The organism is Streptomyces sp. TSRI0281 (assembly GCF_001905125.1).
Lineage (GTDB): Bacteria > Actinomycetota > Actinomycetes > Streptomycetales > Streptomycetaceae > Streptomyces.
Genome location: NZ_LWLE01000001.1, coordinates 810,249 through 832,818 on the forward strand (window position 1 = coordinate 810,249; position 22,570 = coordinate 832,818).

The window sequence follows — 22,570 nt, forward strand, 5'->3', positions numbered from 1 at the left end:
GGGACCGAAGCGGTGGAAGAGCCCGGGGCAGGGGAAGAGCCCGGAGCGGGGGAAGAGCCCGGGGCGGAGTCGGGAGCCGGGGCCGCGCCGGAGTCGGGAGCGGGTTCGGGAGTGCCCTCGGGAGTCGCGTCGGGAGTGGTCACTTCTGCCCCTCTCCCGGCGCGGTGGGGCCCGCGACCAGTCCGCTGCGCAGGGCGGCGGTGGACGGGCGGCCGGGGCCGTCGCCCTCGGGCGCGTACCGCTCGGCGAGCGACTCGCGGGCGATCTTCTCCTGGAGCTTCAGGATGCCCTGGAGCAGCGCTTCGGGCCGGGGCGGGCAGCCGGGTACGTACACATCGACCGGGATGATCTGGTCGACGCCCTTCGTGACGGAGTACGAGTCCCAGTAGGGGCCGCCGCAGTTGGAGCAGGCGCCGAAGGAGATGACGTACTTCGGCTCGGGCATCTGTTCGTAGAGGCGCTTCACGGCCGGGGCCATCTTGTCCGTCACCGTGCCGGAAACGATCATGAGGTCGGCCTGCCGGGGGCCCGGCGCGAACGGGATCACTCCGAGCCGGATGAAGTCGTGGCGGGCCATGGAGGCGGCGATGAACTCGATGGCGCAGCAGGCTAGTCCGAAGTTGAAGACCCAGAGGCTGTAGCGGCGGCCCCAGTTGAGGACCACCTTCATCGGTTCGGGAGCGAGCCGGGAGAGCACACCGAGCCGCTTCGGCTCCGGCAGCGCGACCGGTTGCGGCGCGAGGCCGGGCTGCGGCGCGACCGGCTGGGGCGCGAGGCCGGGCTGCGGCTCGGGCTGCGGTTCGGGAGTCGGCCGGCTCGTCACGCCCATTCGAGGACGCCCTTCTTCCATGCGTAGAGCAGTCCCACGGCCAGGAAGCCGAGGAAAATGAACATTTCCACCAGCGTCGTCGCGCCGTATCCGGGTGCCGCGAATACCGTCGCCCAGGGAAAGAGAAAGATCGAGTCGACGGCGAAGATCACGTACAGGAAGGCATAGACGTAATAGCGCACCTGCGTGTGCGCCCACCCCTCCCCGACGGGGTCCACCCCGCACTCGTAGGTGAGGAGTTTCTCCGGCGTCGGGACCACGGGCCTGAGCAGTCGGCCGGCCCCGAAGGCGACGGCGACGAACAGCACGCCGATCAGGGCGAGCAGTCCGACCACTGAATAGCTCCGGAAGTACTCCGACGCGAGAACGGTCGATTCGGTTTCCACGTCCGCCCCTCGCTCCCTCGCACACGCCTGTCCGGCCCCATCTGTACGCACGGGAGTCTAGGCCCTGTTAAAGAAGTGGTAAGCAGCCGCGTCGGGCGACAGGTGGGGTTATCCCTACTTCGTCCCACCCACGTACCCCATGGCGTGCGCGGGTCCGGCCCGGCAGGGTGGTGGCATGACCATGAGCCCCCCTGTGCCGGACACCGACCGGCCGCCGCCCGCGCGTTTCGCCTTCGACCGGTGGACCTGGAAGGAGATCGCGTATCTCCTGACCAACCTGCCCATGGCGATTGTCGGCTTTGTTTACACCATGTTCATGCTCGGTGTCGGCATGGGGCTTTCCATCACGGTGATCGGTCTGCCGCTGCTCGTCCTCGGGCTGCACGGCGCGCGGCTGCTCGGCCGGGCGGAGCGGGGTCTGGCGCGGTCGCTGCTCGGGCTGCACATCGACGAGCCGAGCCCGCTCGCACGCGGCCGCCGGGAGGAGGGGTTCCTGCCCTGGCTGTGGTCGGGGCTGAAGGATCCGGTGGCCTGGCGGACGTTGCTGTTCTCGTTCATCCGGCTGCCGTGGGGCGTCGTGACGTTCACGGTGACGCTGGCGGGCCTGTTCGTGCTCTGGCCGGTGCTCCCGTTCATCGTGCGGACCCTGGCCAACGCGGACCGGGCGATGGTGCGGGGGCTGCTCTCGCCCTCGGACGAGCTGGAGCGCAGGATCGCGGAGCTGGAGTCGGACCGGGGCGTGGTCGTGGACACCGCGGCAGCCGACCTGCGCCGCATCGAACGCGACCTCCACGACGGCGCACAGGCCCGCCTCGTCGCCCTCGCCATGGGCCTCGGCCTGGCGAAGGAGAAGCTGACCGACGACCCCGAGGCCGCCGCCCGCATGGTCGACGAGGCCCACGGCGAGGTCAAGGTCGCCCTCCAGGAACTGCGCGACCTCGCCCGCGGCATCCACCCCGCGATCCTCACCGACCGCGGACTCGACGCCGCGCTCTCCGCCATCGCCTCCCGCTGCACCGTGCCCGTGAAGGTGTCGGTGGACCTGGATTCCCGGCCCGCCCAGGCCATCGAGGGCAGCGCGTACTTCACGGTCTCGGAGCTCCTGCAGAACGTCAGCAAGCACAGCGGGGCCCGTTCGGCGTCCGTCGATGTGTGGCGCTCCAGCGACCGGCTGCTGATCCAGGTGCGGGACGACGGGTCCGGCGGTGCGCGGATGGACGGCGGTACGGGCATGGCGGGTCTCGCGGAACGGCTGGGGGCGGTGGACGGCCTGTTCGTCCTGGACTCTCCGGTGGGCGGGCCGACGACCGTCACCGCGGAGCTGCCCTGGCGCGACCGTACGGAGCCGGCGAAGGGGCCCTGACGCCCGCCGACCGTACGGAGCCGGCGAAGGCGCCCTGACGCCCGCGACCGTACGGAGCCGGCGAAGGCGCCCTGACGCCCGCGACCGTACGGAGCCGGCGAAGGGGCGCCTTGACGCTCTCCGGCCGCACGGGGCGACACTGTCCTGGTGCGCTGGACGACACATACGCGCACACCCCGGGCGGCGCGTCCGGGCGCGCCGGGCGCACATACGGCCGCCCGGGGACAGCAGATCCGGGCGCCCCGAGGGGCACATCCAGGCACGCTTCCCGGCGCAGGGGGGTGGGGAAAACCCCCGGCCGGATACGGAGACCGTCCTCATGGTGCGAAGCCCCGGCGGGCGCGCACTCTTGTTCACAGCCGGTAAAAGCACAGCCCGCGGAGAACGAGCCGCTGCGGCAGACATGGAACGGACGGAACTCATGGCCACGGCATACGGACCGGACACGCGGGACCACCAGAGGTCCGGCTCCGGTGTTGGGGACCGCCCCCCGGGCAAGCACTTCCTCCCGGCCGCGCTGCGTGCGCCGCTGGAGGCGCGGGCCTGGCGCGAGCTCCTCTACCTGGTGCTGAGCATGCCGATCAGCACGGTGCTGTTCGCCTTCTCGCTCACCATGACCACGCTGGGCGTCGGCATGCTGATCACCTTCCTCGGCATTCCGATCCTCGCGGTGGGGCTGACGATGTGCCGGGGCTTCGGCGCGATGGAGCGGGGCCGGGCGCGCGGGCTGCTGAAGCTGGACGTGGCGGACCCCGCACCGGTGCGGGGGAAGACCGGCGGCATGATGTCGTGGGTCGGCGCGGTCCTGAAGAGCGGCGTGTCCTGGCGGCACCTGCTCTACTCGCTGCTGCACTTCCCGTGGGCGGTCTTCGCCTTCTGCGTGGCCATCACGTTCTGGTCGCTCGGGTGGACGGCGTTCACGTATCCGCTGTGGCACTGGGTCTTCCCGACGTACACAGGGGTCGACGGCGTCCAGCTGTACGGCGACGGCACCCATCAGGTCTACCTCGACTCCCCCTTCGACCTGGCCGTGACCAGCGCGATCGGACTGGCCCTGGTCCTGGTCTCGCCCTGGATCAACCGGGGTCTGGTGACCGTGGACGGGCTGATGGTCTCCGGCCTGCTGGGCCCGTCCCGGCTGGCCAGCCGGGTCTCCGAGCTGGAGTCGGACCGGGGCGTGGTCGTGGACACCGCGGCGGCCGACCTGCGCCGCATCGAACGCGACCTCCACGACGGCGCACAGGCCCGCCTCGTCGCCCTCGCGATGGATCTGGGCCTGGCGAAGGAGAAGCTGACCGACGACCCCGAGGCCGCCGCCCGCATGGTCGACGAGGCCCACGGCGAGGTCAAGGTCGCCCTCCAGGAACTGCGTGACCTGGCGCGAGGCATCCACCCCGCCGTGCTCACCGACCGCGGTCTCGACGCCGCGCTCTCCGCCATCGCCTCCCGCTGCACCGTCCCGGTGAAGGTCGAGGTGGACCTGGATTCCCGGCCCGCCCAGGCCATCGAGGGCATCGCGTACTTCACGGTCTCGGAGCTCCTGCAGAACGTGAGCAAGCACGCCGGCGCGACCCGGGCCACGGTGGACGTGTGGCACACGGCGGACCGGCTGATGCTCCAGGTCACCGACGACGGACGGGGCGGCGCCGATGTCACGGCGGGCAGTGGTCTGGCCGGTCTGACGGAACGGCTCGACGCGGTGGACGGCATCCTCGTGGTCGACTCCCCGGCGGGTGGCCCCACCACGGTCACGGCCGAGCTGCCCTGGCGCGGCTGAGCCCCGCCCGCACCGCCCGCACCGTCCGTGGGCTCCCCGCGCGCGACCGCCGGGTCCCGCGCGCCCCGGCTTCCGCGCCTCAGGGTCCACGGCCGCCGGCCCCCGGTCTCTTCGCCCATCGCCCCGCCCCCGGACACCCGCTCCGGGGGCGGGGCGATCCGGCGTACGCGTGCGCGAGCGGGGCGATCCTCCAGGTGGCCATCGGGTCGTTGCTGCGCCGCCGTACGCGTACGCGTGCGGGGCGATCCGGCGTACGCGTCACGAGGCCGACGGCAGCCCTCCTGGCGCGACCGACGACGGCCCCGTGACCGGCGCGAAGACCGGCCCGGCGGGCGACACCACACCTTGCGGTGACTTTCCCGTGACGCTGAGTGCCCAGCCCTGAATCGGGGAAACCTCTCCAAGTCGTACCCCCCGTTCCGGGCGCCGCCCCATCCACGCGCCGGCCCTGGGATGCTGGGGGCGACAGAAGCCGGACACAGATCGAGAAACAGTGGGGGAAACAGCGTCGTGGAGGACAGGGTGCGGGTGGTCATCGCCGAGGATTCGGTACTGCTGCGGGAAGGGCTCACGCGGCTGCTCACCGATCTCGGGCACGACGTCGTCGCGGGGGTGGGGGACGCCGAGGCGCTGATCAAGACCGTGGCGGATCTCGACGCGCAGCAGGCGCTGCCCGATGTGGTGGTGGCCGACGTACGGATGCCGCCGACCCACACCGACGAGGGCGTACGGGCGGCGGTGCGGCTGCGCAAGGACTACCCCGGGATCGGGGTGCTGGTGCTGTCGCAGTACGTCGAGGAGCAGTACGCCACCGAGCTGCTGGCCGGGAGCAGCCGGGGCGTCGGTTATCTGCTGAAGGACCGGGTCGCCGAGGTCCGCGAGTTCGTGGACGCCGTGGTGCGGGTGGCGCAGGGCGGGACGGCGCTGGACCCGGAGGTGGTGGCTCAGCTGCTGGGCCGGAGCCGTAAGCAGGACGTGCTGGCCGGACTCACGCCGCGCGAGCGGGAGGTCCTCGGTCTGATGGCCGAGGGGCGGACGAACTCGGCGGTGGCCAAGCAGTTGGTCGTGAGCGACGGCGCCGTGGAGAAGCACGTCAGCAATATCTTCCTGAAACTGGGCCTCTCCCCCAGTGTCGGGGATCACCGGCGCGTCCTGGCCGTACTCACCTACCTGAAATCCTAGACAACTGACACCCTGTCAGATGGGTGACGGGGGCCGAGGGCCTAGCACCAAAGAATGAGCACACAGCGTTGCGGGCGAGCGACTGGGGGGCTTGAGAAATATGTTAAATCGGCCTAAAAGGGTGACCCAAAAGGGCGTCCACCATATGATCGGTCCCTGGAGGGCGACCCTTGCGGAAGTAGGGTGGGCCGAGGGACCACCGGCGGGTCGGCCGGTCCCGAACCGCCGCCCCGAGGGAGGTCCAGTTCAGTGACCAGCCAGGTCAGTAGCCCGGCCGAAAGGGCCGATGAGGCCAGCGAACCCGTCGTCGGGGAGCAGCGAGCCCCCCTGTCAGGAACCACGGGCGCCGGCGAGAAAGAGGTCCGCCGCCTGGACCGGGTCATCATCCGATTCGCGGGTGACTCCGGTGACGGCATGCAGCTCACAGGTGACCGGTTCACCTCCGAGACGGCTTCCTTCGGGAACGACCTCTCGACGCTGCCGAACTTCCCGGCCGAGATCCGGGCCCCCGCAGGCACCCTGCCGGGCGTCTCCTCCTTCCAGCTGCATTTCGCCGATCACGACATCCTCACGCCGGGCGACGCGCCCAATGTGCTGGTGGCGATGAACCCGGCCGCTCTGAAGGCGAACATCGCCGATGTGCCGCGTGGCGCCGAAGTCATCGTCAACACCGATGAGTTCACCAAGCGGCCGATGGCGAAGGTGGGGTACGCGACCAGTCCCCTGGAGGACGGGTCGCTGGAGGCGTACAACGTCCATCCGGTACCGCTGACCACGCTCACGCTGGAGGCACTGAAGGAGTTCGGGCTCCCCCGCAAGGAGGCCGAGCGCTCGAAGAACATGTTCGCGCTCGGGCTGCTGTCGTGGATGTACCACCGGCCGACCGAGGGTACGGAGAAGTTCCTCCGGCAGAAGTTCGCGAAGAAGCCGCAGATCGCCGAGGCGAACGTGGCCGCGTTCCGGGCCGGGTGGAACTTCGGCGAGACCACCGAGGACTTCGCGGTCAGCTACGAGGTCGCGCCCGCGACGCAGGCGTTCCCCACCGGGACGTACCGCAACATCTCCGGGAACCTCGCGCTGTCGTACGGGCTGATCGCCGCGAGCCGGCAGGCGGATCTGCCGCTCTACCTGGGCTCGTACCCCATCACCCCGGCCTCCGACATCCTGCACGAGCTGAGCCGGCACAAGAGCTTCGGCGTGCGGACCTTCCAGGCGGAGGACGAGATCGCGGGCATCGGTGCCGCGCTCGGCGCCGCCTTCGGCGGTTCGCTGGCGGTGACGACCACGTCCGGTCCGGGTGTGGCGCTGAAGTCGGAGACCATCGGGCTCGCGGTCTCCCTCGAACTGCCGCTGCTGATCATCGACATCCAGCGCGGCGGCCCGTCCACGGGGCTGCCCACCAAGACCGAGCAGGCCGACCTGCTCCAGGCGATGTACGGGCGCAACGGCGAGGCCCCGGTGCCGATCGTGGCCCCGCAGACCCCGGCCGACTGCTTCGACGCCGCGCTCGACGCGGCCCGGATCGCGCTGACGTACCGCACTCCGGTGTTCCTGCTCTCCGACGGCTATCTGGCCAACGGCTCCGAGCCGTGGCGGATCCCCGACGTCGACCGGCTCCCCGACCTGCGGGTGCGGTTCGCCACCGGCCCCAACCACGAACTGGCCGACGGCACCGAGGTGTTCTGGCCGTACAAGCGCGACCCGCAGACCCTGGCCCGCCCCTGGGCGGTACCCGGCACCCCGGGCCTCGAACACCGTATCGGCGGCATCGAGAAGCAGGACGGCACGGGCAACATCTCCTACGACCCGGCCAACCACGACTTCATGGTCCGCACCCGCCAGGCCAAGATCGACGGCATCACCGTCCCGGACCTGGAGGTCGACGACCCCTCGGGCGCGCGCACCCTGGTGCTGGGCTGGGGCTCGACGTACGGGCCGATCACCGCGGCCGTACGCAGGCTGCGCGCCGCCGGACAGTCCATCGCGCAGGCGCACTTGAGGCACCTCAACCCCTTCCCGAGAAATCTCGGCGAGGTCCTGGGGCGTTACGACAAGGTGGTCGTTCCGGAGATGAACCTCGGACAGCTCGCCATGCTGCTCCGGGCGAAGTATCTGGTCGACGCCCACAGCTACAACCAGGTCAACGGAATGCCGTTCAAGGCCGAGCAGCTCGCCACCGCTCTTCAGGAGGCCATCGATGCCTGACACCAACGAGTTGCTGCACCTGGTGCCCAAGGCCGAGGCGAAACAGTCCATGAAGGACTTCAAGTCGGACCAGGAAGTGCGCTGGTGCCCCGGCTGCGGCGACTACGCGGTGCTCGCCGCGGTGCAGGGCTTCATGCCCGAGCTCGGCCTGGCGAAGGAGAACATCACCTTCGTCTCCGGCATCGGGTGCTCCTCCCGCTTCCCGTACTACATGAACACCTACGGGATGCACTCCATCCACGGCCGCGCCCCGTCCATCGCCACCGGGCTCGCCACCTCGCGCCGCGATCTGTCGGTGTGGGTCGTCACGGGTGACGGCGACGCGCTGTCCATCGGCGGCAACCACCTGATCCACGCGCTGCGCCGCAATGTGAACCTGAAGATCCTGCTGTTCAACAACCGGATCTACGGGCTGACCAAGGGGCAGTACAGCCCGACCTCCGAGGTCGGCAAGATCACCAAGTCGACGCCGATGGGTTCGCTCGACGCGCCCTTCAACCCGGTGTCGCTGGCGATCGGCGCGGAGGCGTCCTTCGTGGCCCGTACGGTCGACTCCGACCGCAAGCACCTCACCAGTGTGCTGCGCGCGGCGGCCGACCACCCGGGCACGGCGCTGGTGGAGATCTACCAGAACTGCAACATCTTCAACGACGGCGCCTTCGAGGTCCTGAAGGACAGGGAGAAGGCCCAGGAAGCGGTGATCCGGCTGGAGCACGGGCAGCCGATCCTCTTCGGAGCCGAGGATACGAAGGGTGTCGTACGGGATCCGGCGACCGGGGATCTCCGGGTCGTCGCGGTCACCGAGGAGAACCGCTCGCAGATCCTGGTCCACGACGCGCACGCCGCCTCGCCGACCACGGCCTTCGCGCTCTCCCGGCTCGCCGACCCGGACACGCTGCACCACACGCCCATCGGGGTGCTGCGCAGCGTCGAACGGCCGGTCTACGACAGCCAGATGTCCGACCAGTTGGACGCCGCGGTCGAACGGGACGGCAAGGGCGACCTCGGCTCACTGCTCGCGGGGAACGACACCTGGACGGTCGTCGGCTGACAGCCCGGCGACCAGCACCGCCACACGGCGCCGCCACCCGCACCACCACAAGCGTCACGAGCACCCGTACAAGGGCCGCGAGGACCGCAAAGACCGCGAGGCCCACGACGACGAGGCCCGGACCCGGTACATCGGGTCCGGGCCTCGTCGTACGCCTTTCGGGTCCGGCCGGCCTCGTCGTACGCCCTTCAGGTCCGGGCGGCGGCCTCGTCGTACGCCTCGCGCGCCGCGTGCACCGCGTCCACCCGGCGCTCGGTCCAGCGCGCCAGCCCCCACACCTGCTCTGCCGCCTCCCGGCCGAGCGGGGTGAGCGAATAGTCCACCCTCGGCGGGATCACCGGCTTCGCATCGCGGTGCACGAAGCCGTCCCGCTCCAGCGTCCGGAGGGTCTGGGTGAGCATCTTCTCGCTGACGCCGCCGACCGAGCGCCGCAGCTCGCTGAAGCGGTACGAGCGCTCCAGCAGCGCGGCCAGCACGAGGACCCCCCAGCGGCTGGTGACGTGCTCCAGCACCAGGCGGGAGGGGCACATCACCTGGTTGACGTCCGGGTCACGGCCCGTTCCACTAACTCCCATATCAGTACCTTACTTCAAAGTGGGTACTTTCTCTTGGTTAGTGCAAGCCGTAGGGTGAGTTTCAGACGGCCCGGAAGCGGACCGAACCCCCCGAAGAGGAGAAACCCCCCATGAGCATCGTCGTCACCGGAGCCACCGGAGCACTCGGCCGGCTCGTCGTCGAGCAGCTGCTCACCACGGTCCCCGCCGACCGGATCGCCGCAGTCGTCCGCGACAAGGAGAAGGCCGCCGGTCTCGCCGCCCGTGGCGTCGAGCTCCGTATCGCCGACTACAACCACCCCGAGACCCTCGCCGGGGCGTTCCGCGCCGGTGACCGGGTGCTGCTGATCTCCGGCAGCGAGGTGGGCAGCCGGGTGCCGCAGCACACCGCCGTCATCGACGCGGCGAGGGCCGCGGGCGTCGCGCAGCTCGCGTACACCGGGGTGCTCGGCGGCCCCGGCGCCGACTTCGAGCTGGCCGCCGAGCACAAGGTCACCGAGCAGCTGATCCTCGACTCGGGGCTGCCGTACACCTTCCTGCGCAACGGCTGGTACACCGAGAACTACACGGCCAACCTCGCCCCGGTCCTGGAGCACGGCGCGGTCGTCTCCAACGCGGGCGACGGGCGCGTCGCCTCCGCCGCGCGGGCCGACTACGCCGCCGCGGCGGTGGCCGCGGTGACCGGTGACGGCCACCTGAACACCGCCTACGAGCTGAGCGGCGACACCGCCTGGTCGTTCGCCGAGTACGCCGCGCTGCTGTCCGGGGCGACCGGCAGGGAGATCGCGTACAACAACGTCCCCGCCGCCGTCCACCAGGAGATCCTTGTCGGCGCGGGCCTGCCCGAGGGATTCGCGGCGATCCTCGTCGACGTCGACGAGGCGATCGGGCGCGGGCTGCTCGCCGGGACGGGCGGGGACCTTGCCCGGCTGATCGGCCGTCCGACGACGCCGCTCGCCGAGTCGGTGACCGCGGCCCTCGCCACGGCCTGACCGGGAAGAGACGCGTGTCACGAGTGTTTCCGTGAGACGGCTATGACACCCGGCCCTTCCGGCGCTACCTTCGTCCAGTCGGCCGATCCGTCGACGCAGGTACGCCGGGAGGGCCCGTGAAGGGGAAGACAGAGCAGCGAGCTGGCCTGCTGTACGGAATCGGCGCATACGGGATGTGGGGCATCGTCCCCCTCTTCTGGCCGTTGCTGGAGCCGTCCGGGGCGATGGAGATCCTCGCCCACCGGATGGTCTGGTCCCTGGGCGTCGTCGGCATCGCCCTGCTCGTCGTGGGCCGCTGGGCCTGGATCGGTGAGCTGATCCGCACCCCCCGCAAGCTCGGCCTGATCGCCGTGGCGGCGGCGGTCATCACGGTCAACTGGGGCCTGTACATCTGGGCCGTCAACAACGGCCAGGTCGTGGAGGCTTCGCTCGGCTACTTCATCAATCCGCTGGTCACCATAGCCATGGGCGTCCTGCTGCTCGGCGAGCGGCTGCGCCCCGTCCAGTGGGCCGCGGTCGCGACCGGCCTCCTCGCCGTGCTGGTGCTCGCGATCGGGTACGGCCGCCCGCCCTGGATCTCGCTGGCGCTGGCCTTCTCGTTCGCCACGTACGGCCTGGCGAAGAAGAAGGTCAACCTGGGCGGCCTGGAATCACTGGCCGCCGAGACCGCGGTGCTCTTCCTGCCCGCGCTCGGATTCCTGCTGTGGCTCGGGGCCCGGGGCGAGGCGACGTTCACGTCCGGTGGCGCGGGGCACGGGGTACTGCTCGCCGCGACGGGCATCGTCACGGCGGTGCCGCTGGTCTGCTTCGGTGCGGCGGCGATCCGGGTGCCGCTCTCCACCCTGGGGCTGTTGCAGTACCTGGCCCCGGTCTTCCAGCTAGTGCTCGGCATCCTGTACTTCCACGAGGAGATGCCGCCCGAGCGGTGGTCCGGGTTCGCGCTGGTCTGGCTGGCGCTGTCGCTGCTGACCTGGGACGCGTTGCGGACGGCGCGGCGCAACCGGGCCGAGGCGGTGCGCCTGGCCGCGGCGGCGACGGACCCTGCGGCGACGGACCCGGCGGCAGCCGCCACCGCTGTCGCTCACGGTACGGGGACGGCGCCCGGCGCCACGGCCCCGGAACGGGCACCGAGCTCCTGACGTGACCCGGTGGCCGGCGGCCGCGTCCCCTTCCGCCGGCGCAGCCCCAGTGCGGTGATCAGCGCGCCCAGCACCACCATCACCACCGGCACCACCAAAGCCGCGCGGAAGGCGGACAGGGTCGCCCCGGCGGAGCCGTCCGTCCCGGCCGAGGCGATCCCGTACACCGCCGTCACCGCCGAGATGCCGACCGCCGAGCCGAACTGGGTCGAGGTGTGCAACAGCCCTCCCGCCAGGCCCTGTTCACTGTCGGGTACACCGTCCGTCGCGGCGATCGACAGCGGTCCGTACGCGAGGGCGAAGGCCATGCCGGTGAGGAACAGGGTCGGGAGCATCGCCGCGTACGACCAGTCGAGCCCGACCGGCAGGAACAGCCCGTACGAGGCGATGGCGAGGACGAAGCCGCCGAGGATGACCTTGGTGTTGCCGTAGCGGTCGACCAGGCGCGGGGTGAGGGTCGGCGCGAGGACCGCGTCGGAACCCATCACCACCAGGGCCAGCGCGGTCTGGAGCGAGGACCAGCCGCGCAGCTCCTGGAGGTACAGGGTCATCACGAACTGGAAGCCGAAGAAGGAGCCCACGAAGAGCAGCGCTCCGAGGTCGGCCCGGATCATCGCGGCCCGGCGCAGCATCGACAGCCGGACCAGCGGCGCGGACGCGCGCCGTTCGATCGCGACGAACAGCGGGATGAGGACCAGCCCGGCGGCGAACGCCCCGGCCGTCCACAGCCACCCGTCGAGACCGTGTTCCAGCCGCACGATTCCGTACGCGAGCAGCAGCATCGCCCCGGCCGCCGCGGTGGCGCCCGGCAGGTCGAAGCCGCCGGTGCGGACCGGACGCGGTTCGACGGGGACGGTCCGCAGCGCGGCGATCAGGAGGAGCGCGGCCAGCAGCACCGGCGCGAAGAACACCCAGCGCCAGCCGAGCTGGGTGAGCAGCCCGCCGATGACGAGCCCCAGCGAGAAACCACCGGCCGCCGTGCCCGCGAAGATGAGCAGCGCCTTGTTGCGCTGCGGGCCCTCCGCGTACGAGGTGGTGATCAGCGACATCGCCGCAGGGGTCATGAAGGCGGAGGCCACTCCGGTGACGAAGCGGGCGACGACGAGCATCCAGCCCTCGGTGGCGAAGCCGCCCAGCCCGGAGAAGAGCAGGAAGACGGTGAGCCAGACGAGGAACATGCGGCGCCTGCCGAGCAGATCGGCCGCCCGCCCGCCGAGGAGGGTGAAGCCCGCGTAGCCGAGGACGTAGGCGCTCATCACCCAGGCCGTGGTGCCGGTCGACAGGCCGAGGTCGGACCTGATGGAGGGGACGGCCACGGCGAGCATGGCGACGTCGATGCCCTCCAGGAAGATCGTGCCGCACAGGACGAGCAGCAGGAGCCGGGCGCGGAGCGAAAACCCGGAAGCGGAACCGGAACCGGAAACGGAATCGGGTCCGGAACAGGAAGCGGAACCGGTACCGGGTCCGGAGACGCGTCCGGAAGCGCGTCCGGAGGCGCGTCCGGAGGCGGGATCTGGTGCCGGCGCGGCTGGTGCGGGTGGCATGGGTACGTCGGCAGACACAGGTGTCCCCTTCCGGGACCGGCCGGACAGCCGGGTCGGTTACGCACAAGAGGGTCGGTTCCCTCTTGTAACCATGGGAATCCTGCGCCACCATCAGGTGCCATGGAAGTAGGCACTTTTAAGTCACCGAGTCACTCCGAAGGCACCGTGGGCGAGGCGGCGACCGAGAACACGGGCGCGCGCGTGAGCGCGACCGCAGCCGCGTCCGTGAGCGACGACGGGCATCTGACCGGCGGCGACCCCGATCCGTTCCAGTGGGACACCCGCGAGGGCTGCGAGGTACGGCAGATCCTCGACCGGGTCGCCGACAAGTGGTCGCTGCTGGTCATCGCCCTGCTCGACCGCCGCAAGCTCCGCTTCACCCAGCTGCGCCGGGAGATCGACGGCATCAGCCAGCGGATGCTGACCGTCACCCTGCGCCAGCTGGAGCGGGACGGCCTGGTCGAGCGGACGGTCCACGCGGTCGTCCCGCCCCGTGTGGAGTACGAGCTCACCCCGCTCGGCGGCACGCTGCACACCACCATCCGCTCCCTGGTCACCTGGACCGAGGAGCACCAGAACGAGATCGCGGCGGCGCGCGCTTCGTACGACGGGCGGGCCGCTCTGGAGGACCACTGACACCCACACGATAGTTACCGAGTTGCTTTTATTACTTGGTTACGTTTTCCTGGGTGCTCCGGAAACGCGAACCGAGGAGCAGGCATGACCGACACGGCCGACGCACTGACGGACGTACTGATCGTGGGCGCGGGCCCGACCGGACTGACCCTGGCCTGCGATCTCGCCCGGCGTGGCATCGCCGTACGGATCGTCGACAAGTCCCCCGCGTACCCGCGCAGTTCGCGCGCCAAGGGGCCCAACCCCCGCTCCCTGGAAGTCCTGGCGGACCTGGGTGTCATCGACGAGGTGCTGGCCGCCGGCTCGGCGCCGCTGCCGATGCGCAAGTACCGGGACCGGCTGCCGGTCATGGACACCGATCCGTACGCGGACAGCGCCCCGACACCGGACGCACCGTATGACCGGGGGCGGCTGATCGCCCAGTGGCGGCTGGAGGAGATCCTGCGCGACCGGCTGGCCGCGTCCGGGGTCCGCGTCGAACTGGGCGCCGAGGTCGTGGGCATCACGCAGATCGCGCGGGCAGACGGAGAAGACGGCGCGCACGGGGAAGCGGGCAAGGGCGGGGAAACGGGCGCGGACGGAGAGAAGGGCAAGGGCGGGGAAACGGGCGCGGGCGGGCACGTCACCGTGACGTTCGCCGCCGGTCCCCCCGTCCGGGCGCGGTACGTGGTCGGGTGCGACGGCGCCCACAGCCCCGTACGCAAGCTCCTCGGGATCAACTTCGACGGGGAGACGCACGCCGAACAGACGATGGTCTGCGGCGATGTCGCCCTCACGGACGGCGTGCTGGACCGCGACCGCTGGCACCAGTGGTTCGACGAGGACGGTGCGGTCATGCTCTGCCCCATCCCCGGTACGCCCTCGGGCTGGTGGTTCCAGGCCGGGCCCGAGCGCGACCGGGAGGGCCGCCCCCTCGCCCCGTCGCAGGACGGGTTCCGGCGGCTGCTCACCCGGCACACCGGACTGCCGGGCAGCCACCTCACCGACGCCACCCTCCTGTCGACGTACCGCGTCAACGTCCGCCTGGCCGACCGCTACCGGGTGGGCCGGGTCTTCCTGGCCGGGGACTCCGCGCATGTGCACGCGATCGCGGGCGGCCTCGGCATGAACACCGGCATCCAGGACGCCTTCAACCTGGGCTGGAAGCTCGCCCAGGTGCTGGCCGGACGGGCGGAGGCGGGGCTGCTGGACACCTACGAGGAGGAGCGGCTGCCGGTAGCCGCCCGGACCCTGGATCTGACGTCGGAGAGGCTGCGGGCCACGCTGGCGGCGATCAGGAAGCCCGGCGGCGGTCTGGATTCGGCGATCACTCCGGAGACGGCCGGGCTCGGCACCGGCTACCGGTGGAGTTCACTGGCCGCCGAGGACCGGAACGCGCCGGGCGGCCAAGGCCCCGAAGACGGCCCGCACGCCGGCGACCGGGCTCCGGACGCCCCCTGCCTCGCCGCCGCGACGGGCGCGCCGACGAGCCTGTTCCGCACCTTCGCCGGACCGCACCTGACCGTGCTCGGCTTCGGCCCCGGCAGCATGACGGCGCTGCGGGAGGTGACGGCCGCGTACGGGGACAGCGGCGCGGTACGGGCCTGCCGGGTGTACGGAGCGGGGGAGACGCCCGGCTCCGACGCGCACGCGGTGATCGACCACCAGGGGTACGCGCGGGCGGCGTACGGGGTCGGCGGCTCCGGCGCGGTCGTCGTGATCCGGCCCGACAACCACGTGGGGATCGTCGCCCCGGAGGACGCCCCCCGCTCCGTACGGGAGTACCTGGACCGGCTGCACCGGGCGGACGGTGCCGTCGGCATGGTGGACGCCGTGCGGTAAGGCTGATTGAGTGCCCGGATGGGGACAGTTCTCAAGGGCATGAGCAACGTTCAGTGGCACGAACTCCAGCATGCCCGCGGCTCCGCGTCCCAGGTCCCGGGCATGCTGTCGCGGATCGCCTGGGGCGACGCCCCGACCGCCGAGGACGCGCTGAGCGATCTGGAGCAGTGGATCGGGGCGATGGCGGTCTTCGACGCGACCGTGGCCACGGTGCCGTTCCTGTGGGAGCTGGCCGCCACGGAGACGGTCAGGGACCGGGCCGGAGTGCTGGAGCTGCTGAGGACGATCCTCTCCGCCGGTCATCATCACCACCCCGAGTGGGCGCGCGGGGCGCACGAAGCGGTTGTGGCGGGGCGCGCGACGGCCGAACGGCTGGCCGCGGCACCGGTGCCCCGCCGGCCGTCCGCACCGGCGCCGGCACAGGGACCGGCACCACAGGAGCCGTCCCGGGCGAAGGCGGCGGCCGAGCTGCTGGCCGCGATCGACGGACACGTCTGCGCGGCCTGCCCCCGTACGGAGCCCGAACCGTACGGAGCCTGATCCGCTACGGAGCCTGATCCGTTACGGAGTCCGATCCGTCGCGCGGAGCCCGAACCGTTGCGGAGCCCGAACCGTTGCGCGGAGCCCGATCCGTCGCGGAGCCCGAACCGTACGGAGCCGCTTCACTTCACTCGCCCGTATCGGTCAGCCGGGCGCGGTGGGCCCGCACCTTGTGCCGGTTCCCGCAGCGCTCCATCGAGCACCAACGCCGCCTGCCGGGGCGGGAGGTGTCGACGAAGAGCAGGCGACAGTCATGGGCCCCGCACTCCCGGACCCGGTGGGCGTACGGTCCGGTGAACAGGTCCACGGCATCGCGGGCGACCGTCGAGAGCAGTTGGGAGCCGGTGGCCCCGGGGGCCCAGGCCCGGCCGCCGGCCCCGGTCAGCCGGGCCGTCAGGGGCGGGAGCGCGGCGGCGTCGTTCACCGCGGCGAGGTCGGCAGGGTCCGGCTCGCGGCCGTGCGCCCGGTCGGCGGTCAACCGCCACAGGGCATCACGCAGTTCACGGGCGGCGGACACCTCTGCCGCGCGCACCGTGAGCCGCAGCCCGCCGGGCAGCCTGCTCTCCGCCGCCCACCCGGTCAGATCCACCAGCTCGTTCAGCACCTCGAAGCGGGCGAACGGGCCGGGGCCGCCGGTGGGCAGCAACTCCAGGCACAGGGAGCCGGGATCGAAGCGGAACGAGCTGCCGTCCGGGTGCCTGAGGACCATCCCCGGCGCGCCCATTGCCCTCTCCGTCATGTAACCACTATAAACGGTTTCCATGACCCTGCACTGGAAACTCGTCATCGACAGCGCCGACCCGCACGCCCAGGCCGGCTTCTGGGCCGAGGCCCTGGGCTACCTCGTCGAGGACAACAGCGCCCTGGTCGAGCAGTTGCTCGCGGCCGGGGCCGTGCCCGAGACCCTCACCGTCCACGCCCACGGCCGCCGTGCCTGGCGCGATCTCGCGGCAGCACGCCACCCGGACGATCCGTACGAGGAGTTGAGCGGTACGGGACAGGGGCGGCGGCTGCTCTTCCAGCGGGTACCGGAACCGAAAACGGTGAAGAACCGCCTCCACATCGACGTGCACGCCGCCCCGGGACAGCGCGACGCGGAGGTGGCACGACTGCGGGAACTGGGCGCGAGCCTGCTGCGCACGGTGGAGGAGCCGGGCGGGAGTTGGCTCGTACTCAGCGACCCGGAGGGCAATGAGTTCTGCGTCCAGTAGGGGCGCGGCCGGGTAGGAAGGGCCACTGCGGGTGGGCGGCCCCGGGGCGATCGACAGGACCGCACCGTGCCCGCTGTCAGTGCGGTGCCATAACGTGGGCGGATGACTACTGCCGATCACGCTTCCGAGCCCGCGCCGGGCTACCGCCGTTTCGCGGGTGACTGCGCCGCGTGCGGAATCGGCCTCCAATGGGAGGCGTACAGCCGTACCCAACTGGTGGACAGCGAAGGGCTCACCCACTGCGTACCCCAGCAAGGCCCCCACGTGGTGCGGTAGCCCCCGCCCGGTGCCCGCCCTCGCCGAGGGACGCACCCGCACGCACTCACAGGGCCCCGGCGAGGCCCTGTGGGTGCGCCGCACGGCCGCGAAGCCCGAAAGGCCCCTCGTACGAGTGATGCAAGATCGTTTCTGCGGCGTTCGGAGGTCCATCTCAAGATCGTTCCGGGGAAAACTGGGGCGGCCCGACCGAACCCCGACATACGAATGGGACGATTCTTCATGCGCCTGCGCGCCCTCGCCACCGCCGCCGCCTGCGGCCTCGCCGTGCTCCTCGCCGCTCCCGGCTCCGCCTCCGCGGCCGACGGCGAATTCACGTACCGCTACAGCGACCTGGGCGGCACCCCGCACATCGGCGGTCTGATCGACCCGCCGAGCGGGGTCTGCATCACCCTGCCCGAGGTCGAGCACCCGTGGACCGAGCCCGCCCACTCGCCGCGCAACAACACCGGCTCGACGGCCACGGTCTTCGCCGATGCCGACTGCGAGGGCCCCTACTTCAGCCTCCGCCCGAACGGCGGCCACGCCTCCGAGCGCCTCAAGGTCCGCTCCGTGGTGTTCAGCTGACCGGAGCCGCCTTCAGGGGCCCGCGCTCCTGACTGCTGACTCCTGACTGATGACTGCTGGGGCTCCTGGGCTCCTGGGCTCCTGCGATGATCCGGTACGACGCCGAAGGGTGCACGTACCGGATCTTTTCGGGTCGCGCAAGGGGCCATCGGTGGCCTCCTAGGCTGGGTCCATGCCCACGCCACCCGCATATGCCCTTGTCGCCACGGACCTGGACGGCACCCTGCTGCGCCCGGACGACACCGTGAGCCCGCGCTCCCGCGCCGCCCTCGCCCTGGCCTCCTCGGCCGGAGCCCGGCACCTGATCGTCACCGGGCGGCCGGTACCCGGCATACGGCGGCTGCTCGCGGACCTGGACTACCGCGGCCCGGTCGTCTGCGGACAGGGAACCCAGGTGTACGACGCCGGGCCGGACCGCATGCTCCACTCGGTGCCCCTCGACCGGGACCTGGCCGATGCCGCGCTCGGCAAGATCGAGGCGGAGGTCGGCGCGGTCTTCGCCGCCGTGGACCAGGACGGCCCCTACGGCCGGACCCTGATCGAACCGGGCTACCGGATGCCGCACCCCACACTCCCCGCACTACGGGTCGGGCGTCGTACGGACCTGTGGGCGGAACCGGTCATCAAGGTCCTGGTACGGCACCCGGAGCTCGGCGACGACGCGCTGACGGCCGCCGCCCGCGCGGCCGTGGGTGATCTGGCGACCGTCACGATGGCGGGCCCCGGCACGGTCGAACTGGCCCCGTACGGCGTGGACAAGGGCACCGGGTTCGCGCGGGCCGCCGACGTGCTGGGGCTCGATCCGGCCCGCGCGGTCGCGTTCGGCGACATGCCCAACGACCTGCCGATGTTCCGCCTCTCCGGACACGGGGTGGCGATGGCCGGTGCGCACCCGCAGCTCAGGGCGGCGGCCGACGAGGTGACCCTGTCCAACCTGGACGACGGCGTCGCGGTGGTGCTGGAGCGGCTCTTCGGCTGAGGGCGGGGTTCCTGGGGACTCACTCCCCCGGCGATCGGCCGGGGAGTTCAACTCCCCCGCCGGTCGGCCGAGGGGTTCAACTCCCCCGCCGGTCGGCCGGGGGGTTCAACTCCCCCGCCGGTCGGCCGGGGGGTTCAACTCCCCCGCCGGTCGGCCGGGGGGTTCAACTCCCCCGCCGGCCGGCCGCGTCCGGCGCCCGCGCGGCCCGGGGGCGCGGGAAGGTCCTGCTCGGTCCACAGCGTCTTGCCCTGCGGACCGTGCCGGGTGCCCCAGTGCGTGGCGAGCTGGGAGACGATGAACAGCCCCCGGCCGCCTTCGTCGGCGGTCCGGGCGTGGCGCAGATGCGGTGCCACCTCGCTGCTGTCGTGCACTTCGCAGGTGAGGGCGGCGCCCAGCAGCAGGCGCAGCCGCAGCGGCGGGGTGCCGTAGCGGACGGCGTTGGTGACCAGCTCGCTGACGATCAGTTCGGTCGCGTCGATGGTGTCCTCGTCCAGGTTCCAGCCCTGGAGCCGGTCGCGTACGAGAACCCGGGCCGTGGCGGGAGTCGTACGGTCGTGCGGCAGGTCCCAGGTCGCGACCCGGTTCGCCGGAACGGTGCCGGTGCGGACGAGGAGCAGCGCGGCGCCGTCGGGGCGGGAGCCGGCCGGGAGCCCGTAGACGACGGCGTCGCACAGCTCCCGGAGGCCGCGTCCGGGCTCGGCGAGCGCTTCGCGGATGCGAGCGGCGGCATCGTCGTCGGGCAGCAGGGCCTCGGTGCAGAACGCGAGGAGGCTGCCCTCTTCGAGGGTGAGGGTGGCCGTCGCGAAAGGCGCGCTGTCGGCGGAGAAGAGGCCGGGCCCTTCGGGTACGTCGAGGGGCCGCGCACTCCCGTCGGGGCCGACGACGACGGGCGCCGGGTTCCCGGCCCGCGCGAGGGTGCAGGTACGGGTGAACGGGTCGTAGACCGCGTACACACAGGCCGCCGCCAGCGGTTCGCTGTGCAGGGCGTCGGCCCGGGGCAGGGCCGCCCGTTCGACGGCGAGGCGTTCCGCCGTGTCGTTCAGCCGGGCCAGCATCTCGTCGGGCTCCAGGTCGAGACCGGCCAGCGCCTGGATGACCGTACGCAACTGCCCCATGGCGATGGCCGTCTGGAGGCCCTGCCCCGCCACGCTCCCGACGACGAGGGCGGTGCGGGCGCCGGACAGCGCGATGGTGTCGAACCAGCAGCCGCTGTCGCGTCCGGGCAGCAGGACATGGGCCGTCTCGACGGCAGCCTGGTCCCCGTCGTACTGCGGGAGCAGCCGGCGCTGGACCGTCGAGGCGATCACATGGTCGCGCTCGTAGCGGCGGGCGTTGTCGATGCTCAGCGCGGTGCGGGTGGCCGCCGTCCGCGCGAGGGAGACGTCCTGCTCGTCGTAGGGCTCGGTGTCCCCGCACCGGTAGAGGCTCACCAGCCCGAGGACCGCGCCGCGCAGCGTCAGGGGGACCGCGATCATCGAGTGGGCGCCGGCCGACCTGATCAGACGGGCACTGTCCGGGTCCGCGTCCAGCCACGCGGTGTCCGGCGTGAGCTGGACGAGCCGGGGCCGGAGGTCCGACACCGCCAGCGCGTACGGCGTACGGAAGGAGAGGTGGCGGGTACCGCCGTCCGGGTCGGCCCGGCGCAGCGGGACGTCGGGTCCGAGCGGGCCCACCGGCGGCTCCGCGCCGCGCAGGACGTCGTCCACCACCTCGACCACGGCCAGATCGGCGAACTCCGGTACCAGGGCCCCGACGAGCGCCCGGCAGGTCTCCGCCACATCGAGCGATCCGCCCACCGCCTCGCGTACCGCCGCCAGACATTCCTCCCGGCAGCGCGCCCGCTCCCGCTCGGTGACATCGACGACGGCCGCCAGCAGACCCAGGGGCCGGTCGCCGGGACCGTCGAGGCGGTACGCGGACACCTTGAAGTCGCGGTCGGGTCCGGGGAGCCGCCTGAGCCGGCCGCGGACCAGCCGGCCGTGCACGGGGCCTTCGCCGGCGAGCACACCGCGCAGCACCTCGGCCGCCTTGTCCGGCCTGTCGAGGCGGTACACGTCGGTGAAGTGATCACCGATCATCTTCTGGACGTGGGCGGCGTCGACGAGGGAGTTGGCCCGCACCACCCGCAGGTCCGGATCGAGCACGATCAGGCCCACCGCGGACTGGGCGAACAGCGTGTCGAGGAGGGCCGTGTCCAGGACGGCAGGGGCGCCCGGAACGGTGAACACGTCCAGAGCGGCGGAGGCGTCGGAAGCGGAGCCGTCGGAAGCAGAGGCATCGGAGGCAGAGGCATCCGGCGCCGTCCCGGCGGCTCGTGTTCCCTCGGCTGCCGTTCCCTCAGCTGCCGGTCCCTCGGCGTCCGACACGGCTTCACCCCACCCTCAGGCTCTCCGGCGCACCGGGTGAACCCCCACGCGCCAGAACAGCATCACCCGCCGCACGCGCCCCTGCCACCGGATGGCGGCAGCCGGGTGGCCCCAAACCGGGTGGCGCACGTCCGGGCCCGGACGGGGGCGCTTCCGGGCTCGGACAGGCTCAGGCGGGCGGCAGCATGGCGCGTCGTCCCGGGACCGCCGGGGACTGGATGGTCATACCGCCGTCGACCACCAGGAGCTGGCCGGTGAGGGAGCGGGACGGCGGACAGCGGGGCAGCAGACAGTGCGACGACGGACGGCGCGGCAGCGCGGCGGGGAGAACCCCTCGGGCCGTCGACGGGGGAGGACGCGGGAGACCGTGCCGAAGCCAGTGGCCCGCCAGTGGCCCGCTAGTGGCCCGCCAGTGGCCCGCTAGTAGCCCCGCGCCCCCAGCGAGCGCAGCACATGCGCCACCAGCGCGGCGATCGTCGCCTCGTCCTGGGCCGGCTTGCGCAACAGATGGCGGTAGTAGATGGGGCCGTAGAGCATCTCCACCGCCAGTGGAAGGTCCGCGTCCGCCGGGATCTGGCCCCGTTCCTGAGCACTGCGCAGCCGTCCCACCGCACCCTCGACGCGCGGTCCGACCAGCTGATCCCTGACCGCCTCCGCGAGGACGTCGTCATGGTGGACCTCGGAGAGGATGCCCGCGTACGCCGGACCGTACGGCGGTGTCGAGAGCAGCCTCACCGCGCCCGTGACATGGGTGCGCAGGTCGGCGCCGATGTCACCGGTGTCGACGAACGGGGTCGCGTCGACCAGGGCCTCGGCGAACGCCTCCAGCAGCACCGCGCCCTTCGACGGCCACCATCGGTAGATCGTCTTCTTGCTCACACCGGCGCGGGCCGCGATGGCCTCGACCGTGACGCGGCCGTACCCCTTCTCCGCACACAGGTCGAGCGCGGCCTGAAGGGTCGCGCGTCGTGATCTCTCGCTGCGGCGCACGGAACTCGGCGATGTGATCATTCGGTGAGCATAGGGGTCTTCAAGCCATCTCTTGTTGACAGGTCGTCGCCAGAAGTCGAACAATACCCAGGCGGAAACGGAACGTACCGTGTCGTGTCGTTCCCTTTGCCCGCACCGTTCGTGCCGTTCGTGCCGCGACGA

The 22,570-nt window shown here is 71.7% G+C and carries 21 protein-coding genes and 1 pseudogene; 14 read left to right on the forward strand and 8 right to left on the reverse strand.

Features of this window, described 5'->3' with window-relative positions:
• Nucleotides 1-139: 139 nt before the first annotated feature.
• Both A6A29_RS47735 and A6A29_RS03770 read right to left on the reverse strand, forming a co-directional pair.
• On the reverse strand, nucleotides 140-829 hold the full coding sequence (locus A6A29_RS47735) for an NADH-quinone oxidoreductase subunit NuoB (protein ID WP_073718434.1): 690 nt from the start codon (nucleotides 827-829) through the stop codon (nucleotides 140-142).
• Complete coding sequence (locus A6A29_RS03770; protein ID WP_073718435.1) at nucleotides 820-1,215, reverse strand: NADH-quinone oxidoreductase subunit A; 396 nt, start codon at nucleotides 1,213-1,215, stop codon at nucleotides 820-822. The genes A6A29_RS47735 and A6A29_RS03770 overlap by 10 nt, the downstream gene beginning before the upstream one ends.
• Nucleotides 1,216-1,390: 175 nt before the next feature.
• Here A6A29_RS03770 and A6A29_RS03775 point away from each other — a divergent pair, with 175 nt between their 5' ends.
• From A6A29_RS03775 to A6A29_RS03795, 5 genes are all read left to right on the forward strand, one after another.
• Nucleotides 1,391-2,578, forward strand: coding sequence for a sensor histidine kinase (locus A6A29_RS03775; RefSeq protein WP_073718436.1), 1,188 nt, complete (start codon nucleotides 1,391-1,393; stop codon nucleotides 2,576-2,578).
• A 421-nt stretch (nucleotides 2,579-2,999) separates the two neighbouring features.
• Complete coding sequence (locus tag A6A29_RS03780) at nucleotides 3,000-4,355, forward strand: sensor histidine kinase (protein WP_073718979.1); 1,356 nt, start codon at nucleotides 3,000-3,002, stop codon at nucleotides 4,353-4,355.
• A gap of 522 nt (nucleotides 4,356-4,877) precedes the next feature.
• The gene (locus A6A29_RS03785) at nucleotides 4,878-5,537 is read left to right on the forward strand and encodes a response regulator transcription factor (protein ID WP_073718980.1); all 660 of its coding nucleotides are present in this window, start codon (nucleotides 4,878-4,880) and stop codon (nucleotides 5,535-5,537) included.
• A gap of 249 nt (nucleotides 5,538-5,786) precedes the next feature.
• Nucleotides 5,787-7,742, forward strand: coding sequence for a 2-oxoacid:acceptor oxidoreductase subunit alpha (locus tag A6A29_RS03790; RefSeq protein ID WP_073718437.1), 1,956 nt, complete (start codon nucleotides 5,787-5,789; stop codon nucleotides 7,740-7,742).
• Entirely contained in the window at nucleotides 7,735-8,793 is a 1,059-nt protein-coding gene (locus A6A29_RS03795; protein ID WP_073718438.1) for a 2-oxoacid:ferredoxin oxidoreductase subunit beta, read from the forward strand. Before A6A29_RS03790 ends, A6A29_RS03795 begins: the two co-directional genes overlap by 8 nt.
• 188 nt (nucleotides 8,794-8,981) lie before the next feature.
• Here the strand turns inward: A6A29_RS03795 and A6A29_RS03800 are convergent, their stop codons facing one another.
• The gene (locus tag A6A29_RS03800; RefSeq protein ID WP_073718439.1) at nucleotides 8,982-9,368 is read right to left on the reverse strand and encodes a winged helix-turn-helix transcriptional regulator; all 387 of its coding nucleotides are present in this window, start codon (nucleotides 9,366-9,368) and stop codon (nucleotides 8,982-8,984) included.
• A 110-nt stretch (nucleotides 9,369-9,478) separates the two neighbouring features.
• Here A6A29_RS03800 and A6A29_RS03805 point away from each other — a divergent pair, with 110 nt between their 5' ends.
• Complete coding sequence (locus tag A6A29_RS03805) at nucleotides 9,479-10,339, forward strand: SDR family oxidoreductase (protein WP_073718440.1); 861 nt, start codon at nucleotides 9,479-9,481, stop codon at nucleotides 10,337-10,339.
• A gap of 116 nt (nucleotides 10,340-10,455) precedes the next feature.
• A complete protein-coding gene (gene rarD, locus A6A29_RS03810; protein WP_073718441.1) occupies nucleotides 10,456-11,478 on the forward strand; it encodes an EamA family transporter RarD in 1,023 nt (340 codons plus the stop codon).
• Here rarD and A6A29_RS03815 read toward each other — a convergent pair.
• Nucleotides 11,421-13,040 (reverse strand): MFS transporter, encoded by a 1,620-nt coding sequence (locus tag A6A29_RS03815; protein WP_241838305.1) that lies wholly within the window; start codon nucleotides 13,038-13,040, stop codon nucleotides 11,421-11,423. The two genes, rarD and A6A29_RS03815, sit on opposite strands and share 58 nt — an antisense overlap.
• Before the next feature lie 102 nt (nucleotides 13,041-13,142).
• Between A6A29_RS03815 and A6A29_RS03820 the strand changes: the two genes are divergently transcribed.
• The 3 genes from A6A29_RS03820 to A6A29_RS03830 all read left to right on the forward strand — a co-directional run bounded on the left by A6A29_RS03820 (nucleotide 13,143) and on the right by A6A29_RS03830 (nucleotide 16,019).
• Nucleotides 13,143-13,658, forward strand: coding sequence for a winged helix-turn-helix transcriptional regulator (locus A6A29_RS03820; RefSeq protein WP_241838306.1), 516 nt, complete (start codon nucleotides 13,143-13,145; stop codon nucleotides 13,656-13,658).
• A gap of 84 nt (nucleotides 13,659-13,742) precedes the next feature.
• Entirely contained in the window at nucleotides 13,743-15,479 is a 1,737-nt protein-coding gene (locus A6A29_RS03825) for an FAD-dependent monooxygenase (protein ID WP_073718442.1), read from the forward strand.
• An 18-nt stretch (nucleotides 15,480-15,497) separates the two neighbouring features.
• Nucleotides 15,498-16,019 (forward strand): hypothetical protein, encoded by a 522-nt coding sequence (locus A6A29_RS03830; protein WP_073718443.1) that lies wholly within the window; start codon nucleotides 15,498-15,500, stop codon nucleotides 16,017-16,019.
• Nucleotides 16,020-16,146: 127 nt separating this feature from the next.
• Here the strand turns inward: A6A29_RS03830 and A6A29_RS03835 are convergent, their stop codons facing one another.
• Nucleotides 16,147-16,758 carry a CGNR zinc finger domain-containing protein gene (locus A6A29_RS03835; protein WP_241838307.1) on the reverse strand — a complete coding sequence of 204 codons (612 nt, stop codon included), beginning with the start codon at nucleotides 16,756-16,758 and terminating at the stop codon, nucleotides 16,147-16,149.
• 22 nt (nucleotides 16,759-16,780) lie between these two features.
• Here A6A29_RS03835 and A6A29_RS03840 point away from each other — a divergent pair, with 22 nt between their 5' ends.
• The 4 genes from A6A29_RS03840 to A6A29_RS03850 all read left to right on the forward strand — a co-directional run bounded on the left by A6A29_RS03840 (nucleotide 16,781) and on the right by A6A29_RS03850 (nucleotide 19,052).
• Entirely contained in the window at nucleotides 16,781-17,230 is a 450-nt protein-coding gene (locus tag A6A29_RS03840) for a VOC family protein (protein ID WP_073718444.1), read from the forward strand.
• A 102-nt stretch (nucleotides 17,231-17,332) separates the two neighbouring features.
• Nucleotides 17,333-17,506 (forward strand): hypothetical protein, encoded by a 174-nt coding sequence (locus tag A6A29_RS45125; protein WP_158074362.1) that lies wholly within the window; start codon nucleotides 17,333-17,335, stop codon nucleotides 17,504-17,506.
• Between the two features lie 207 nt (nucleotides 17,507-17,713).
• On the forward strand, nucleotides 17,714-18,073 hold the full coding sequence (locus A6A29_RS03845; protein ID WP_385729053.1) for a hypothetical protein: 360 nt from the start codon (nucleotides 17,714-17,716) through the stop codon (nucleotides 18,071-18,073).
• 172 nt (nucleotides 18,074-18,245) lie between these two features.
• Entirely contained in the window at nucleotides 18,246-19,052 is an 807-nt protein-coding gene (locus A6A29_RS03850) for an HAD family hydrolase (RefSeq protein ID WP_073718445.1), read from the forward strand.
• Nucleotides 19,053-19,186: 134 nt separating this feature from the next.
• Here A6A29_RS03850 and A6A29_RS03855 read toward each other — a convergent pair whose 3' ends face one another.
• The 3 genes and pseudogenes from A6A29_RS03855 to A6A29_RS03860 form a co-directional block, all read right to left on the reverse strand.
• The gene (locus A6A29_RS03855; RefSeq protein ID WP_241838347.1) at nucleotides 19,187-21,280 is read right to left on the reverse strand and encodes a SpoIIE family protein phosphatase; all 2,094 of its coding nucleotides are present in this window, start codon (nucleotides 21,278-21,280) and stop codon (nucleotides 19,187-19,189) included.
• Between the two features lie 307 nt (nucleotides 21,281-21,587).
• Nucleotides 21,588-21,686: pseudogene (locus A6A29_RS47740) on the reverse strand (oxidoreductase); the annotation flags it as partial.
• 152 nt (nucleotides 21,687-21,838) lie between these two features.
• Nucleotides 21,839-22,429, reverse strand: coding sequence for a TetR/AcrR family transcriptional regulator (locus A6A29_RS03860; protein ID WP_073718446.1), 591 nt, complete (start codon nucleotides 22,427-22,429; stop codon nucleotides 21,839-21,841).
• Between the last annotated feature and the right edge of the window lie 141 nt (nucleotides 22,430-22,570).